Origin of the sequence: Planotetraspora mira, assembly GCF_016863275.1 — a bacterium.
Taxonomy (GTDB): domain Bacteria; phylum Actinomycetota; class Actinomycetes; order Streptosporangiales; family Streptosporangiaceae; genus Planotetraspora; species Planotetraspora mira.
Genome location: NZ_BOOO01000017.1, coordinates 66544 through 82326 on the forward strand (window position 1 = coordinate 66544; position 15783 = coordinate 82326).

Sequence of the window (15783 nt, forward strand, 5' to 3'; positions counted from 1 at the left end):
CGCTCACCGCGGACGCACCGCGATCAGGGGCTGACCATCCGCAAGCCGGGTCACCCACCTCACGGGGCGGTACATCTAGGCGGGGGGCATGGGCGCCGTTTCCGTTTCTCATGGAATCTCGGACGATTTCCATGAGAAACGAAAAAGCCGCGGCTTCTCGACGACGGCTGCGGGAGTGACTGGCCACGGCTGCGGGAGTGACCGGCCGCGGCCCGTGTCCGCGAGAGTCCGCCGATGACCACAGGGCGCGGCCTGTCACGGGGCCTGCCCCATTTGCAGGACTCCGGCGACCGCCCGCCCTGTCATCGCGTGTAAACAGGCACCGAGGACGGCGACCGCGGCCACTCCGGCGGCCAGCAGCGACGGCGTCCCCAGACTGATCGGGAACCCGTCGACCGGCAGGCCGGCGTAGGCGGACAGATCGATGCCGGAGCCGAGTGCGAGCGGAAGCGCGAGTCCGAGCGCGAGGCCCGCGAGCGAGGCGAGCACGATCAGAGGCGCGATCTCCAGCACGGTCAGGCTCCGCGCCTGCCGCCGGGACAGCCCGGCGGTCCTCAGGTACGCGAGCGTGCGGGCCCGGTCCGCGGCGCCGATCATCAGCGCGATGACCACCGCCACGAGCGCGTAGCCCGCGAGAGCGACCGTGACGAGGGTGAACGCCATCACGATCGTGCTCGTCAGCGGGCTGTCGGCGATCTTGCGCAGAGCGTCGTCGGCGGTCACCACGAGGACCTGCGGATCGTTCACGACCCTGGCCAGGCTCGCCCGGTCGGCGTCCCCCTTCACCAGCAGCGTGTTGGCGAACGGAACCGTCCCCGACCGCTTCGCCGCGTCGTACGGCAGGACGATCAGCTCGTCGCCGGCCTCGGCCAGTCCGGGCAGCGCGCTGATCGTGCCCCTGTTGACCGCCGTCATCCGCGCCGGCCAGCCGAGCTCGAACGTCGTCAGGCCGCTGAGCGACGGCGAGACCAGCGCGGGCACCCCTGCCGACACTCCGGGGGCCGGTGCGGGCACGACGAGCGGGGTGCCCGACGCCATCCGCCGGTAGGCCGCGAGATCCACCGCGACGATGCGCACCCTGCGGCCGCCGACGCTGATCTGGGCGATCCCCTTGGCCACCGGCAGCACCTCCTCGACCCCCGGCAGTTCGCGCACCCGTTCGATGGTCCCGGGCGCGATGTCGGCGTCCCGTTCGATCCGGGCGGAGGCACCGACCTGCCGCCAGGCGGCGGTCCGCTGGGTGTCGCCGATCGCCTGGGAGACCACCGCCCCGAACACGGAGACTGCCAGCGCGGGCAGCAGGATCAGCACCGCCAGGGCGGCCGCCCCCCTGGCCCTGGCCGCCTGGGCGAGGGCGAGGAAGGGCACGGCCCGATGCCGTGCCAGCCGGCCGGCCAGGCGGAGCGGATAGGGGTAGCCGCGCTGCGTGACCAGTGCCGCCGCGAGCGTCAGCGCGGCCGGCACGGCCATCAGGAACGGGTCGCCCGCCTCCGCGGAGCCGCCGGTGAGGCCCCGGGTGGGCAGCAGGTATGCCCCGGCCAGGGCCAGACCGACGACCGTCACCTCCGTGACGATCCTGCGCGGCGAGGGCCGCCGCAGGACGGCGTCCTCCCGCCGGCCGTTCAACGGCTCGCGGTAGGACCGGGCGAGCCGTACGACGGGGAGGGCGATCGCGGCCAGAGCCGGGATCACGGGCCCGATCAGCGCGGCCGGGGTGACCGGGCCGGGCACCAGGAACGCCAGGCCGTACCCGAGCAGGACGGCCGGCAGCGCCGCGAGGGCCGCCACGGCGGAACCCGTGCCGACGATCCGGACCGGCCCCGCGCCCCTGGCCCGCATCAGCGTCAGCCCGGCGCGCATCCGCTCGGTCAGCAACTGCGACGCGAGCACGATGACGCCGACCGAGACCAGCCCGAGCCCGCCGAGGATGAGGAGCATCAGCGTCTGCGCGGTCGCCAGCTTCCTGAGGAAGCCGGTGAGCAGCGGGGAGAGGCCGGTCTCCAGCGTGTACTGGCCCATCACGGTGGACCTCCCGCCGACCATCCGGTTGTAGACGCCGAGAGCGTCCACCACGTCCGGGGCGTTGCGCGCGGTCACCGCACCCGTGTCGAGGCCGAGCACCCACGAGTACCGCACGCCGAGACTGCTGTCCATGTGGGCCAGGCTGTCCGCGCCGGTGAGCCCGGTGACCAACAGCTGGTCGATGTCGCCGCTGGGTCGCAGGCTCACGTGCGGGACGCCCCGGTTGTGCTCCCAGAACCCGTCCGCGGGATCGACGAGCTCGAAGAACCCGGTGACGCGGGCGGCGAGCCGCCCGTCCGCCCCGAGCAGCAGCGTCGAGCCGACGTGCAGGCCCAGCTTGTCCGCCGCCTCGTGCACGAGAGCGAGGTCGACCCGGTCGAGGTCCCGCCCGCCGACCCGGACACGCCCGGCGGGCCCCGGCGGGGCTCCCTCGACGTAGCGCACGCGGCGGTCGGCCGCCGGCAGCCAGGCCAGGTCGACGAACTGAAAGTCCTGGTTCGGCTCCCCCACCCTGCCGACCACCGGCGTGCCGTACGTCGACGCCCCGTAGTGGCCGTTCCCACCGGCCTGGACGACCTTCCGGAGGGCGGGCGGCAGGGCTCCCCGCCATTGGGCGTCCGCGGCGGCGAACCGCGACGGGCTGGTGTACAGGTCGCCGATCGGTTGCGGCCAGAACGCCACGTCCAGGTCGACGAGGTCGGCGGTGCTGTCGTCCAGGACGCGGCGGAGGGAGTCGTCGTACGACTGCTCGAAGGTGCGCGGCAACACCGCCAGCAGCAAGGACGCGGTGAAGGCGAGCAGCGCGAGCGCCGCCGCCGCTCCTCGATGCGCCCGCAGAAGCGTGAAGGGCATCAGTCCTCCCCGATCCGTACGGCACTGCCCGGCCCGTGCCCGGACAACCGGCGGGCCAGCGCCGCCACGATGGCCAGCAGGGCCACGGCGACTGCGGCCAGCAGCGCGACCGTGGGAGCCCAGGGGATGTCGAGCGTGACCGCCGGGGTGACCGCGGCCGCCTGTCCGGTGAGCACGATGTGCGGCACCACCAGCACGGCCATGACGACGGCGATCCCCGTGCCCGCGGCCAGCGACAGGACGACGACGAACGACTGCTCGACGGCGAGCAACCCGAACACCTGACGGTGGCTGACGCCGATCGCGCGCAACAGGGCGAACTCGGTCGTGCGCTCCCGCGCCACCACCGCGGCGTTGACCAGGAAACCGAGCAGCGCGAAGGCCACCGCCGACAGGAAGCCGAGCACGAGCGCACCCTGCAGTCCACTCGCCAGCGGGTCGTCACGGAACCGCCGGACGAGGGTCTCTCTGTCCACCACGGTCTGGTTCCATTCGGGGTGGTGGGCCAGCGCGGCCACGGCGGCGGAGGTGTCACCTCCGCCCGCGCTCAGCCACCACTCGGCGATGGGACGCGGCGCGCGTCCCTCGGTCAGATCCTGGTAGGCCAGCGTGCGGAGGTCGGTCAGCAGGGCCGGCTCGCCGGGGGCGGTTCCGGGCAACGCCGACGCGATGGCGACGGGCATCACGAGCATCGTGGCCCCGCTCATGGTGACGGAGTCGGCCACGCCCACCTTCAGCCCGGCCTTGGCGGCCAGGTCGGCGGTGACCACTATCGGCAGCGCCCGGGTGCCGGAGGGAGCGCTCGGCATGACGGCCAGCCGCAACGGCTGGGCCGCCGCCTGGGCGGACGGAGGAGACACCCGAACGGTGAAACCGCCTGGTTCGACCGATTGCTCACCCACACCCGCCCAGGCCGTCAAGGCGTCGGGCAGCGGGACGGCGGCTCCCGTGTCGGTCCGCAGGCCGTCCAGCGCGGGTGTCACGGCTGTCAGGTCGCCCGGGTCGGGCAGGTCCAGCAGCAGAGCCTGTACGGCGAGGGGATATGCCGGCCGGCCCGACCTCCCGGCGAGCGCCTGAAGGTCGAAGCGCACCTCCTGGCCGCCCTCCTCGAGAGAAACGGCGGCCGTCTGCTGGACGGTGCCGAGCGCGTCCACGACCGCCAGTCGCAACCGGACCTCCCCGTGCGCGGCGCCGGGGGGCGTGAGGCCGAGCCGTACGCGAAGGGACAGGGCGTGCGGCTCGCCGGGAAGCGGGATCGGCGACACCCGCGGGCGGGCGGCGGCGAGGTCGCGTCCGAGCCGCGGCACCGGGGAGGACACGAGGTCGTCACGCCACAACATGACGCCCCCGAGCCGGTCCGCGTCCATGGCGAGGAGGGTCGCCTGCGTCCCCGCGAAGTCCACCGTCTCCCGCTGAACGGGAGCGGCCTCGGTCACGCCGGGCAGCGCCCTGTACACCGCGCCCCGGCCGAGCCCGCCGAGCTCCGGCCATTCGGCGGGCGCGGAGACGCGCAGGTCGGCCCCCGCCTGATGGCGGGCCTGATCCTCCTGGGAGAGACGCCAGGTCGCGGAGGTGGCCAGCGAGACGACGCCGATGGCGATCGCCATCGTGAGCAGCAACGCGGGGCCCGCGTACCGCAACGGGCGGCGGCTGACCTGCGACGAGCCGAGCACGGGAGTGAGGCCGCGCCGCCGGGCCGTGAGCCGCTCGGCGATCGCCGACGCCATGGGGATCAGGCGCAGGCCCAGCAGGCCGCCGCAGAGCAACGTCAGGGCGGGTCCCGTCACGATCAACGGATCGATGCCCAGCCCGCCCGCGGCGGTCGAGGTGACCGGGGCGCCGTACAGTCCGAGCTGCCAGATCGCAAGCGCGGCCGCCGCGAGCAGAGCCACATCCGCCCCCGCGCGCTGGATGAACCCCCGCCTCTCCCCCCGCCCGCGGGCCGACCGCTCCTCGACGTAGGTGCGGCGCGCGCCGCGCAGCGCGGGCAGCACCAGCAGGACCGCGCACGCCAGCGCCACCGCGGCGGAGACGAGGAAGGAGGCCGCGTCGGGCACGGGCGCGAGCCGTACGCCTGAGGACCGGATCCAGGGGACGGCGCCCAGCGCGGCCAGGACCCACGGAGCCAGCAGCGGCGCGATCACCATCGCGGGCAGCGCGACCAGCAGCGCCTCGCCGGCGGCGAGCAGGCCGAGCCGTACGCCGCCCGCTCCCCGGGTGCGCAGCAGCGCCACCTCCATCCTGCGGTGGTCGGCCAGCAGCCGGGCGGTGAGCGTCAGCGCGTAGGCGGCGAGCAGCAGCAGTTGGAGGACCGGCACGAGCATCGTGGACCGCGCGACCAGCGCGGCCTGGTCGAGTTGCTCCAGCATGTCCGGCAGGCGGGTGAACGTGGCGCACGTCGCGCAGTCGCGCCTCAGGTCGTCGCCGAGCGCGGAGACGGAGGCCGCGAGAGTCCGCAGCCGGTCTCTCGGCAGGTCCCGCAGGTCCGGTTCCGCGAGCCAGGCCGCGGACACGTCGGTCGCGAAATACCGCTGGAAGTCGCCCGGCGCGACCACGAGCGGCCCGTAGGTGGTGTAGTTGCCCGTCTCGACGCCCCGGCGCAGCAGTTCGTCGCCCTTCCACCGGTCGTCGTACGGGTCGAGCAGGTCGAACACCCCGGCGACCCGCGCGCGCACCGGCTGGTGGCTGAGCCGCCCGACGACCGTGAAGCCGTCGCCGACGGTCAGGCCCATGGCCTGCGCGGACGACTGGGAGAGCGCGACCTCCAGCTCTCCCGCCTCCCGAGGCCAGGCGCCCGCGACGAGGCGGCTGCGCCGCTCGATCCCCTCGTAGGTCGCGAATCTGGTCAGGTCGGGCCGCTCACGCCGTTCCTGACCCGGCAGCGCGTACGAGTCGGACCGGATCGACCGGGTCACGGTGAACGGCAGGTCGCCGTAGGCGTCGCGGGCGTGGGAGCGGACGGCGGCGTCGACCTTCTGAAGGTCGCCCGAGCTGATCAGGGTGCTCACCCTGGCCGACGTCGTCGACAACGGGGCCACCGCCATGGCCCGCCGGACCCCGGACTCCGTCACCACCATGGCGTAGGTGATCAGCGCGACGAGCGCGGTGGTGGCCAGCAGGACGGAGCCGAACGCGGTGAGCAGCAGCAAGGGCTCACTGGAGGCACGCCGGAGCAGCAGTGGCACCCGTCGTGCGCGCCCCGGCGCCATGCCCGCTCCAAAGGATCTCGGCTGAAACCCCTGAAGAATAGTCCGGCATGTCCGCATAGATCAGCTATTACGGACCGCTTTGTGAAAGTGCCGGGTCTGCCGGTCACCGCCGGACCGGCCGACGCGTCACCGCTTGTCGACCATGACCTCGATGCTGTAGTCCTGCGCCCGGTAGCTGTGGTCGCCGTACTCCACCGCGTTGCCCACCGCGTCGAAGGCGACGCGCGTCATCGTGAGAACGGGCTCGGAGGGCTTGAGCCCGAGGTGGCGCCGCTCGGCCGCGGTCGGCGTCCGCGCTCCGATCGTCTGGTGCGCGACGACCGGGCGCACGCCGCGGTCCCGCATCACGGCGTACAGGCCCTCCCCCTCGAGGTCCTCACGGGTGATGTCGTTGTAGACCGGTGGCAGCCAGTTGTGGAGGATCGCCAGAGGGCGCTCGTCGGACAGCCGCAGGCGAATGATCGACAGCAGCTCGGCGTCGGCGGGCAGATCGAGCGCTGTGGCCACACGCTCGTCCCGCACGATCTCGTGCTTGAGTACGGTGGTCGCCGGCCGGCCGCCGTCACGTTTGAGGTCGTCGTAGAGACTGGTGAGCTCGGCGCGCCGGTGCACCTTGCGGTTGGCGACCGTGGTGCCGAGCCCGCGCCGCCGCAACAGGAGGCCCTGGTTGACCAGCTCCTGTATGGCACGCCGTACCGTCGGGCGCGACAGACTGAGGCGCTCCGCGAGGGCGATCTCGTTCTCGAACGGGTCACCGGGCTGCAGCATGCCACTGGCGATCGCGCCGCTGAGCTGCTCCGCGAGCTGGTGGTAGAGGGGCACGGGGGAAGAGCGGTCGATCGAGACGCCCACTTGGATTGCCACGGGCCGAGTGTACTCCCGTGTGTGAGAACGACGTTACGAGAATATGTCAGTACAAAGTCTTGACGTGACATTTGGCGAACGGGCACGCTACCCATCATCGTCGGCTGCCGAAACAGGGCCTCATGCCACGGCGGGCACAACAAACGACGTAGATCGAAACGGGGATCACGAATGCGCATCGGGCTAGCGGGCGTCGGACGGATAGGCGCCTTCCATGCCAGGACCTTGGCGGCTCTCGACTTCGTCGACGAGCTCGTCGTGACGGACGCCGACCTCGGGGCGGCCAAGACCGTCGCCGACGAGCTCGGGGTCGAAGTCGCTCCGGACGCCGAGGCGCTGCTCGCGTCCGGCGTCGACGGTTTCGTGATCACCACGGCGACCCCCGCCCACGCGCCGCTCCTGCGTCAGGGCATCGCCGCGGGGGTTCCCACGTTCTGTGAGAAGCCGGTGGCGGCCACCCTCGAGGAGACCATCGGGCTCGCCGAGCTCGTCGCGTCCACCGGCGTGCCGGTGCACGTCGGCTTCCAGCGGCGGTTCGACGCCGGTTACCGGCGGGCGCGGGCGGCGGTGGAGTCCGGCGAGCTCGGATTCGTCCACACCATCCGGGCCAACACCCACGACCAGGCCCCGCCGCACGCGTCCTACATCCCGACCTCCGGCGGCATCTTCCGCGACTGCAACGTGCACGACTTCGACATCCTCCGGTTCGTCTCCGGACGGGAGGTCGCCTCCGTCTACGCGACGGGTGCCAACAAGGGCGCCGACTTCTTCGCCGCGGCCGGCGACGTCGACACCGCCGGGGCGCTGCTGACCCTCGACGACGGCACGATCGTCCTGATCTCCTCGACCCGCTACAACGGCGCGGGCCACGACGTCCGCATGGAGGTCCACGGCGAGAAGGGCACGATCGCCGTCGGGCTGGACCACTCGCTGGCGATGCGCTCCGCCGAGGAGGGCGTCGACTTCCCCAGGGGTCCCCAGAAGTGGTCGTTCATGGAGCGCTTCCTCCCGGCGTACCAGGCCGAGCTCACGGCCTTCGCGGAGGTCGCCCGTGGTGAGCGGACCTCCCCGTGCACCGTCGCCGACGCGCTCCAGGCCTCCCGCATCGCCGAGGCGTGCGAGCGCTCCCGGGCGGAGCGCAGGCCCGTCGCCCTTTCCGAGATCGAGGGGATCTGAGGACATGACCACTGTGAGCACCCCGAGCACCCAGCCGTCAGGCGACCGCCGCCCCGTGGCCGACCGCGTCGCCGGAGCACCCATCTCCTGGGGCGTCTGCGAGGTCCCCGGATGGGGTTTCCAGCTCGAACCGGACACCGTGCTGCGCCAGATGCGCGAGCTCGGCCTGAGCGCCACCGAGTTCGGCCCTGACGGCTTCCTGCCCGACGACCCCCAGGCCAAGGCGGAGACGCTGGCCGGCTACGGGCTGAAGGCGGTCGGGCAGTTCGTCCCCGTGATCCTGCACCAGCCGGGCCACGACCCCCTCCCCGACGTCGAGCGCGCCATGGAGGGTCTGGTCGCGGCCCAGGCCTCCACCGTCGTCATCGCCGCCGCCACCGGCCAGGAGGGCTACGACGACCGTCCGGTCCTCGACGACTCGGGCTGGTCGACCCTGCTGGGCAACCTCGACCGCATCACCGACGCCGCGGCCGCCCACGGGCTCGTGGCCACGCTCCACCCCCACGTCGGCACGATGATCGAGAGCGGCGAGGAGACCGAGCGGGTGCTCGCCGGCAGCCGCATCGGCCTGTGCCTCGACACCGGGCACCTCCTCATCGGCGGCGGAGACCCCGTCGGCATCGCCCAGCGCAACCCCGAGCGGATCGTCCACACCCACCTGAAGGACGTCCGGGTGGACTGGGCCAAGCGCGTGCAGTCCGGCGACGTGACCTACACCGAGGCCGTGGCCGGTGGCATGTACGTCCCGCTCGGCGAGGGCGACGTCGACATCAGGGCCATCGTGGCCGCCCTCGAAGGCAGTGGGTATGCAGGGTGGTACGTCCTCGAGCAGGACACCATCCTCGCCGCCGCACCGGCCGCAGGAGGGCCGGACCCGGTGGCGGACGTGCGGACGAGCATCGCGCACCTGCTCGCCGTGGCCGGCGACCCGAGCGCAGCGGAGGCATGACCGATGGCCCCAGCGGCATACGATCTCGTGGCCATGGGCCGGGTCGGGGTGGACATCTACCCCCTCGACTCCGGCGTGGGCCTCGAGGACGTCGAACGCTTCGGGAAGTTCCTCGGTGGCAGCGCGACCAACGTGAGCGTGGCCGCGGCCAGGTACGGCCGCCGGTCCGCGATCATCACCCGTACCGGCCGGGATCCGTTCGGCCGGTACGTTCACCGGGCGCTGCGTGACTTCGGCGTCGACGACACGTTCGTCACGGAGGTCGACGGCCCGCCGACGCCGGTGACCTTCTGCGAGATCTTCCCCCCGGACGACTTCCCGCTGTACTTCTACCGCTACCCGACCGCCCCCGACCTGATGATCGAGGCGGACGAGCTGCCGCTCGACGCGATCCGTGACGCGTCGGTCTACTGGGCCACCGTCACCGGGTTGTCTCAGGAGCCGTCGCGCGCGGCGCACTTCGCCGCGTGGGAGGCCAGGGGACGGCGGTCGCACACCGTCCTCGACCTCGACTACCGGCCGATGTTCTGGCCGGACCGCGCCGAGGCCGCCGCACAGGTCGGCAGGGCCCTCGACCACGTCACCGTGGCGGTGGGCAACCGCGAGGAGTGCGAGGTCGCCGTCGGCGAGACCGACCCGCAGCGTGCGGCGGACGCCCTGCTCGAGCGCGGAGTGGAGCTCGCGATCGTCAAGCAGGGCCCCAAGGGCGTGCTCGCCGCGACCGCCGACGAGCGTGTCGAGGTCCCCCCCTTCCCCGTCACGGTCGTCAACGGCCTCGGCGCCGGGGACGCCTTCGGCGGCGCGCTCGTCCACGGGTTGCGGGGCGAGTGGGATCTGCATCGCATCCTGCAGTTCGCCAACGTGGCCGGCGCCATCGTCGCCTCGAAGCTCGAGTGCTCCAGCGCGATGCCGTACGAGGCCGAGGTCGAGGCCGTCCTCGCCGGCCAGGAACATGAGGGGGGACGATGACGACGACGTCGAGCCGGGCGGGCATCGCCGAGCTGACCGAGATCCGGGTGCGCGAGCCCGGGCGGATCACCGAAGGGTGGGCCGCGAGGCGACGCCGCGAGCTCGTGGGCGAGGACGGCCGGCTGCTCATCGTGGCCGCGGACCATCCGGCCCGCGGCGCACTCGGCGTCCGCGACGACCGCCATGCGATGGCCTCGCGCAGCAACCTGCTGGAGCGCCTGGCCACGGCGCTGTCCCGCCCGGGCGTCGACGGCGTGCTCGGCACACCGGACATCCTCGACGACCTGCTGCTCATGGGCGCTCTGGACGACAAGGTCGCCATCGGTTCGATGAACCGGGGTGGTCTGCAGGGTTCGGTCTTCGAGCTCGACGACCGGTTCACCGCCTACACGGCCGAGGAGATCGCGTCCAGCGGCCTCGACGGCGGCAAGATGCTGACCCGGATCTGCTACGGCGACCCCGGCACCGTCGCGACGCTCGAGGCGAGCGCCCGCGCGGTCACCGATCTGGCCGAGCAGGGCGTGATGGCGATGGTGGAGCCCTTCCTGTCCGTCCGCCAGGACGGCCGCGTGCGGAACCTGCTCGACCCCGACTCGACCATCACCTCCATCCACATCGCGGCGGGGCTCGGCGCGACGAGCCGGCACACCTGGCTGAAGCTGCCGGTCGTCGATGAGCTGGAGCGGGTCATGGACGCGACCACGCTGCCGACCCTCCTGCTGGGCGGGGATCCGAGCGGGCACCCGGACGAGACGTACGCCGCGTGGGGCCGGGCGCTGGACCTGCCCGCCGTGCGCGGGCTGGTCGTGGGGCGGGCGCTGCTGTTCCCGCCGGACGGCGACGTCGCCGCAGCGGTCGACATCGCCGCGGGTCTCGTGCACGGGACCAGGCCATGAGCGACAACGGACGCTGGGTCCACCCCTTCGGGACCGCCGCCGCGGGCGAGTTCGAGGTGTCGATCGACGACACCCTGGACGGATGGGCGCACACAAGCCTGCGGGTGGCCACGCTGGAGCCGGCCGGCCAGGTGACCGTCGCCACCGGCGAGGACGAGGTCCTCGTCGTGCCGCTGCGGGGAGGCGCCGAGGTCACGGCGGTCGACCAGGCGGGCGAGCGGCACGAGGCCCGGCTCACCGGGCGGGAGAGCGTCTTCGCCGGTCCGACCGACGTCGCCTACGTCCCGCGGGGGTCGCGCCTCACCGTGCGCAACCCCGGAGCGGACCAGGTGAAGGTCGCGCTCTGCGGCGCGAAGGCGGCCAAGCGTGAGGTGCCGCCGCCGTTCCGGCACGTGGCCGTCACCGATGTCCCCGTCGAGCTCCGCGGAGCCGGTACGGCCTCGCGCGAGGTGCGCAACTTCGGCGTCCCGCAGGTGCTCGACGCCGACTCGATCATCGCCTGCGAGGTCGTCACTCCCGCGGGCAACTGGAGCTCCTACCCGCCGCACAAGCACGACGAGGAACGTGACGGCGTGGAGACCGAGCTCGAGGAGATCTACTACTTCGAGGTCGGGATCGAGTCGGGCGGCCCGGCTCAGGGCGCGGACCCCGTCGGCTACCAGCGGGTCTACGGCACGGACGCGCGGCCCATCGACGTCCTCGCGGAAGTCCGCTCCGGTGACGTCGTCCTCGTGCCGCACGGATGGCACGGCCCGGCGATGGCGCCTCCCGGTTACGACCTCTACTACCTCAATGTGATGGCCGGCCCCGGCTCGACCCGGGCCTGGCTGATCTGCGACGATCCCGCGCACGGCTGGGTGCGGGAGTCGTGGGCCCAGCAGGACGTCGATCCCAGGCTTCCGATCGGAGGATTGCGATGACCTCGACCGCAGAGACGGTGCGCCTGACCGTGGGCCAGGCCGTCGTCCGTTTCCTTGCCAACCAGTGGAGCGAGCGCGACGGGCGCCGCCAGAAGCTGTTCGCCGGGTGTCTCGGGATCTTCGGCCACGGCAACGTCGCCGGGGTCGGCCAGGCGCTGCTGCAGAACGAGCTCGCCGGCGGCGAGGAGCGCCTGCCGTACGTGCTGGCCCGCAACGAGCAGGCGATGGTCCACACGGCGGTGGCCTACGCGCGGCAGAAGGACCGCCTGCAGACGTGGGCCTGCACCGCGTCCGTCGGCCCCGGTTCGACCAACATGCTCACCGGGGCCGCGCTCGCGACCGTCAACCGGCTCCCGGTGCTGCTCCTGCCCTCGGGCACGTTCGCGACCCGGGTGGCCGGGCCGGTGCTGCAGGAGCTCGAGGCGCCGTACGCCGCGGACCTCACCGTCAACGACGCCTTCCGCCCGCTGTCGCGCTTCTTCGACCGGGTCAACCGGCCGGAGCAGCTGCCCTCGGCGCTCCTCGGCGCCATGCGGGTGCTCACCGACCCGGTGGAGACCGGGGCGGTGACCGTCGCGCTGCCCCAGGACGTGCAGGCGGAGGCGTTCGACTGGCCGGTGGAGCTCTTCGCCGAGCGGGTCTGGCGGGTGGCGCGGCCCCTGCCGGAGGCCGTCGACGTCGAGGACGCCGCCGCGCTCATCCGCTCGGCGCGCCGCCCGCTCGTGGTGGCCGGGGGCGGGGTGCACTACTCCGGCGCGGAGGACGCGCTGCGCGCGTTCAGCGAGGCGACCGGGATCCCGGTCGGCGAGAGCCAGGCCGGCAAGGGCTCGCTGCCGCACGGGCACCCTCAGGCGATGGGCGCCGTGGGCTCGACGGGCACGACCGCCGCAAACGCACTCGCCGCCGAGGCCGACGTCGTCATCGGCGTCGGGACCCGCTACAGCGACTTCACCACCGCCTCACGCACCGCCTTCCAGGACCCTGACGTCCGCTTCGTCAACGTCAACGTCGCCCGTTTCGACGCCGGCAAGCTCGCGGGGTTGTCGGTCGTGGCGGACGCCCGGGAGGCGCTCACCGCGCTGACCGCGGCCCTCGACGGGTACACGGTGGACCCGGCGTACCGCGACCGGCAGGCGGAGTTGTGGCGGGACTGGGACGCGCGCGTGGAGGCGGCGCACAACCCGCCCGCGGAGGTCACCGACGCGCTCGCCGAGGGCGTGCTCACCCAGGGCACCGTCCTCGGCTGCGTCAACGAGCTGTCCGACCCGAGGGACGTGGTCGTGTGCGCGGCCGGCTCCATGCCGGGCGACCTGCACAAGCTGTGGCGGGTCCGGGACCGCAAGTCCTACCACGTCGAGTACGGCTTCTCCTGCATGGGCTATGAGATCCCCGGAGGCGTCGGCGTACGGCTGGCCGACCCGGACAGGGACGTGTTCGTCCTGGTGGGCGACGGCTCCTATCTGATGATGCCGACCGAGCTGGTCACCGCGGTGCAGGAACGACTCAAGATCATCGTCGTCCTGGTGCAGAACCACGGCTTCCACTCCATCGGCTCGCTCTCCGAGTCGCTCGGGTCGCAGCGGTTCGGCACCCGGTACCGCTACCGCAACGACGCCACCGGCCGCCTGGACGGAGAGCGGCTGCCGATCGATCTGGCCGCCAACGCCCGGAGCCTCGGCGCCACCGTGATCGAGGCGCACAGCCGCAAGGAACTCGAGCAGGCGATCAGGGACGCCAAGGCCGCTCCCGCCGACGGCGGTCCCGTCGTCATCCACGTCGAGACCGATCCCAGCGTCCACGCCCCGGACAGCGAATCCTGGTGGGACGTCCCGGTCAGCCAGGTCAGCGATCTCGACACCACGCGGCGGGCCCACGACGAGTACGTGGCGCACAAGGCCACGCAGCGCCCCCACCTGGCGCCGGTGGACAGGGACGGCCGATGAGCAGACCGGCGATGATCGGCAGCGCGCCGGACAGCTGGGGAGTGTGGTTCGCCGACGACCCCCTGCAGACTCCCTGGGAGCGCTTCCTGGACGAGGTAGCCGCCGCCGGTTACACGCGCATCGAACTGGGACCGTACGGCTACCTGCCCACCGACCCCTCCCGCCTGCGCGACGAACTCGACCGGCGGGGCCTGACCATGACCGCGGGCACGATCTTCGAGCACCTGCACCGCGCGGACTCGTGGGACAGCACGTGGAAGGACGTCTCCGCGGCCGCCTCGCTGACCGCCGCCATGGGCGCCGAGCACCTCGTGGTCATCCCCGACTTCTGGCGCGACCCCCAGACCGGGGAGGTCATCGAGGACGCGCGCCTCACCGACGAGCAGTGGCCGGCGTACGCCGCGCTGATGAATCGGCTCGCGCGCCGGATCAGGGAGGAGTTCGGCCTGCGGATCCAGTTCCACCCGCACGCCGACACACACGTGGACACCCACGAGAACGTCGAGCGGTTCCTCCACGAGACGGACCCCGGCCTGGTGAACCTGTGCCTCGACACCGGGCACATCGCCTACTGCGGCGGCGACAGCCTGAAGCTCATCCGGGACCACCCCGACCGGATCGGTTACGTCCACCTCAAGCAGGTCGACCCCGGAATCGTCGCGGACGTGCACGAGAAGGGCATCGGCTTCGGCGAGGCCGTACGGATGGGTGCCATGTGCGAGCCGCCGAACGGCGTGCCCGAGATGCCGCCCATCCTCAATGCTCTGGCGGAACTCGACGCCGAGATCTTCGCCATCGTCGAGCAGGACATGTATCCGTGCCCTGCCGACCAGCCCCTGCCCATCGCGACGCGGACCCTGGGCTACCTGCAGTCCTGCGGCCCGCTGCGCTGACCCGCTCCACAAGAGGCAAACCATCACGAACCAGTTCATCTAGTTCCTCAGTTCCGCCCCACCGCGGTGGCGGACGACGAAAGGCAGAACCAAGGTGATCCGTACATCTCGCATCTCCGTCATGGTGACCGGCACATTAGCGGCGCTCGTCCTGGCCGCGTGCAGCTCCAGCGGAGGCAAGCAGCCCGCCGAGGCGAGTGGCGCCGCCAAGGCGGGGGTCGCCGACACCCCCCAGATGACGATCGCCCTCATCACCCACGCGGCCCCCGGTGACACCTTCTGGGACCTGGTCCGCAAGGGCGCCGAGGCCGCCGCCGCCAAGGACAACGTCGACCTGCAGTACCAGTCGGACCCGGACGGAGCGAACCAGGCCAACCTCGTCCAGTCCGCGATCGACAAGAAGGTCGACGGCATCGCGGTCACCCTCGCCAAGCCCGACGCGATGAAGGCCAACGTCGAGAAGGCCGTCCAGGGCGGCATCCCCGTCGTCGCGCTCAACGGCGGCATCGACGACTGGAAGGCCATGGGCATCTCGGGCTACTTCGGCCAGGACGAGAAGATCGCGGGCGAGGCGGCCGGCGAGCGGCTCAAGGCCGACGGCGCGAAGAAGGCGCTCTGCGTCATCCAGGAGCAGGGCCACGTCGGCCTGGAGGCCCGGTGCGACGGCGCGAAGGCCACGTTCCCGGACACCGAGAAGATCTACGTCACGGGCACCGACATGCCGAGCGTCCAGGCGGCCATCACCTCCAAGCTCCAGCAGGACCCGAGCATCGACCGCGTCCTCGCCCTCGGCGCCCCGTTCGCGCTGACCGCCGTCAAGTCGGTCAAGGACGCCAGCAGTTCTGCCAAGGTCGTCACCTTCGACACCAACAAGGACCTCGTGACCGCCATCAAGAACGGTGAGGTCGAGTGGGCGGTCGACCAGCAGCCCTACCTCCAGGGCTACCTCGCGGTGGACAGCCTGTGGCTCTACAAGGTCAACGGCAACACCATCGGCGGCGGCCAGGCGACCCTGACCGGCCCCGCTTTCATCGACAAGACCAACGTCGCCAACGTCGAGAAGTTCGCCGCCAACGGCACGAGGTGAGCT

The 15783-nt window shown here is 72.3% G+C and carries 11 protein-coding genes; 8 read left to right on the forward strand and 3 right to left on the reverse strand.

What is annotated here, in order from left to right; all coding sequences use genetic code 11:
• Positions 1–255: 255 nt before the first annotated feature.
• The 3 genes from Pmi06nite_RS16965 to Pmi06nite_RS16975 all read right to left on the reverse strand — a co-directional run bounded on the left by Pmi06nite_RS16965 (position 256) and on the right by Pmi06nite_RS16975 (position 6947).
• Positions 256–2874, reverse strand: coding sequence for an FtsX-like permease family protein (locus Pmi06nite_RS16965; RefSeq protein WP_203953981.1), 2619 nt, complete (start codon positions 2872–2874; stop codon positions 256–258).
• A complete protein-coding gene (locus Pmi06nite_RS16970) occupies positions 2874–6083 on the reverse strand; it encodes an FtsX-like permease family protein (RefSeq protein WP_203953982.1) in 3210 nt (1069 codons plus the stop codon). The genes Pmi06nite_RS16965 and Pmi06nite_RS16970 overlap by 1 nt, the downstream gene beginning before the upstream one ends.
• 126 nt (positions 6084–6209) lie before the next feature.
• On the reverse strand, positions 6210–6947 hold the full coding sequence (locus tag Pmi06nite_RS16975) for a GntR family transcriptional regulator (RefSeq protein WP_275409574.1): 738 nt from the start codon (positions 6945–6947) through the stop codon (positions 6210–6212).
• A 171-nt stretch (positions 6948–7118) separates the two neighbouring features.
• On the opposite strand from Pmi06nite_RS16975, the gene Pmi06nite_RS16980 reads away from it, so the two are divergent.
• The 8 genes from Pmi06nite_RS16980 to Pmi06nite_RS17015 all read left to right on the forward strand — a co-directional run bounded on the left by Pmi06nite_RS16980 (position 7119) and on the right by Pmi06nite_RS17015 (position 15780).
• Positions 7119–8123 carry a Gfo/Idh/MocA family protein gene (locus Pmi06nite_RS16980; protein WP_203953983.1) on the forward strand — a complete coding sequence of 335 codons (1005 nt, stop codon included), beginning with the start codon at positions 7119–7121 and terminating at the stop codon, positions 8121–8123.
• 4 nt (positions 8124–8127) lie between these two features.
• Complete coding sequence (locus Pmi06nite_RS16985; RefSeq protein WP_203953984.1) at positions 8128–9072, forward strand: sugar phosphate isomerase/epimerase family protein; 945 nt, start codon at positions 8128–8130, stop codon at positions 9070–9072.
• 3 nt (positions 9073–9075) lie between these two features.
• The gene (gene iolC, locus Pmi06nite_RS16990; RefSeq protein WP_203953985.1) at positions 9076–10041 is read left to right on the forward strand and encodes a 5-dehydro-2-deoxygluconokinase; all 966 of its coding nucleotides are present in this window, start codon (positions 9076–9078) and stop codon (positions 10039–10041) included.
• Positions 10038–10937, forward strand: a complete 900-nt coding sequence (locus tag Pmi06nite_RS16995; RefSeq protein ID WP_203953986.1) for a class I fructose-bisphosphate aldolase — start codon at positions 10038–10040, stop codon at positions 10935–10937. The genes iolC and Pmi06nite_RS16995 overlap by 4 nt, the downstream gene beginning before the upstream one ends.
• Positions 10934–11857: a 5-deoxy-glucuronate isomerase gene (gene iolB, locus Pmi06nite_RS17000; RefSeq protein ID WP_203953987.1), complete on the forward strand. Its 924-nt coding sequence runs from the start codon at positions 10934–10936 to the stop codon at positions 11855–11857. Before Pmi06nite_RS16995 ends, iolB begins: the two co-directional genes overlap by 4 nt.
• Positions 11854–13800 carry a 3D-(3,5/4)-trihydroxycyclohexane-1,2-dione acylhydrolase (decyclizing) gene (gene iolD / locus Pmi06nite_RS17005; protein ID WP_203953988.1) on the forward strand — a complete coding sequence of 649 codons (1947 nt, stop codon included), beginning with the start codon at positions 11854–11856 and terminating at the stop codon, positions 13798–13800. Before iolB ends, iolD begins: the two co-directional genes overlap by 4 nt.
• Entirely contained in the window at positions 13797–14693 is an 897-nt protein-coding gene (locus Pmi06nite_RS17010; protein WP_203953989.1) for a TIM barrel protein, read from the forward strand. The genes iolD and Pmi06nite_RS17010 overlap by 4 nt, the downstream gene beginning before the upstream one ends.
• A 121-nt stretch (positions 14694–14814) precedes the next feature.
• Entirely contained in the window at positions 14815–15780 is a 966-nt protein-coding gene (locus tag Pmi06nite_RS17015; protein WP_203953990.1) for a sugar ABC transporter substrate-binding protein, read from the forward strand.
• The last annotated feature ends 3 nt before the right edge of the window (positions 15781–15783 follow it).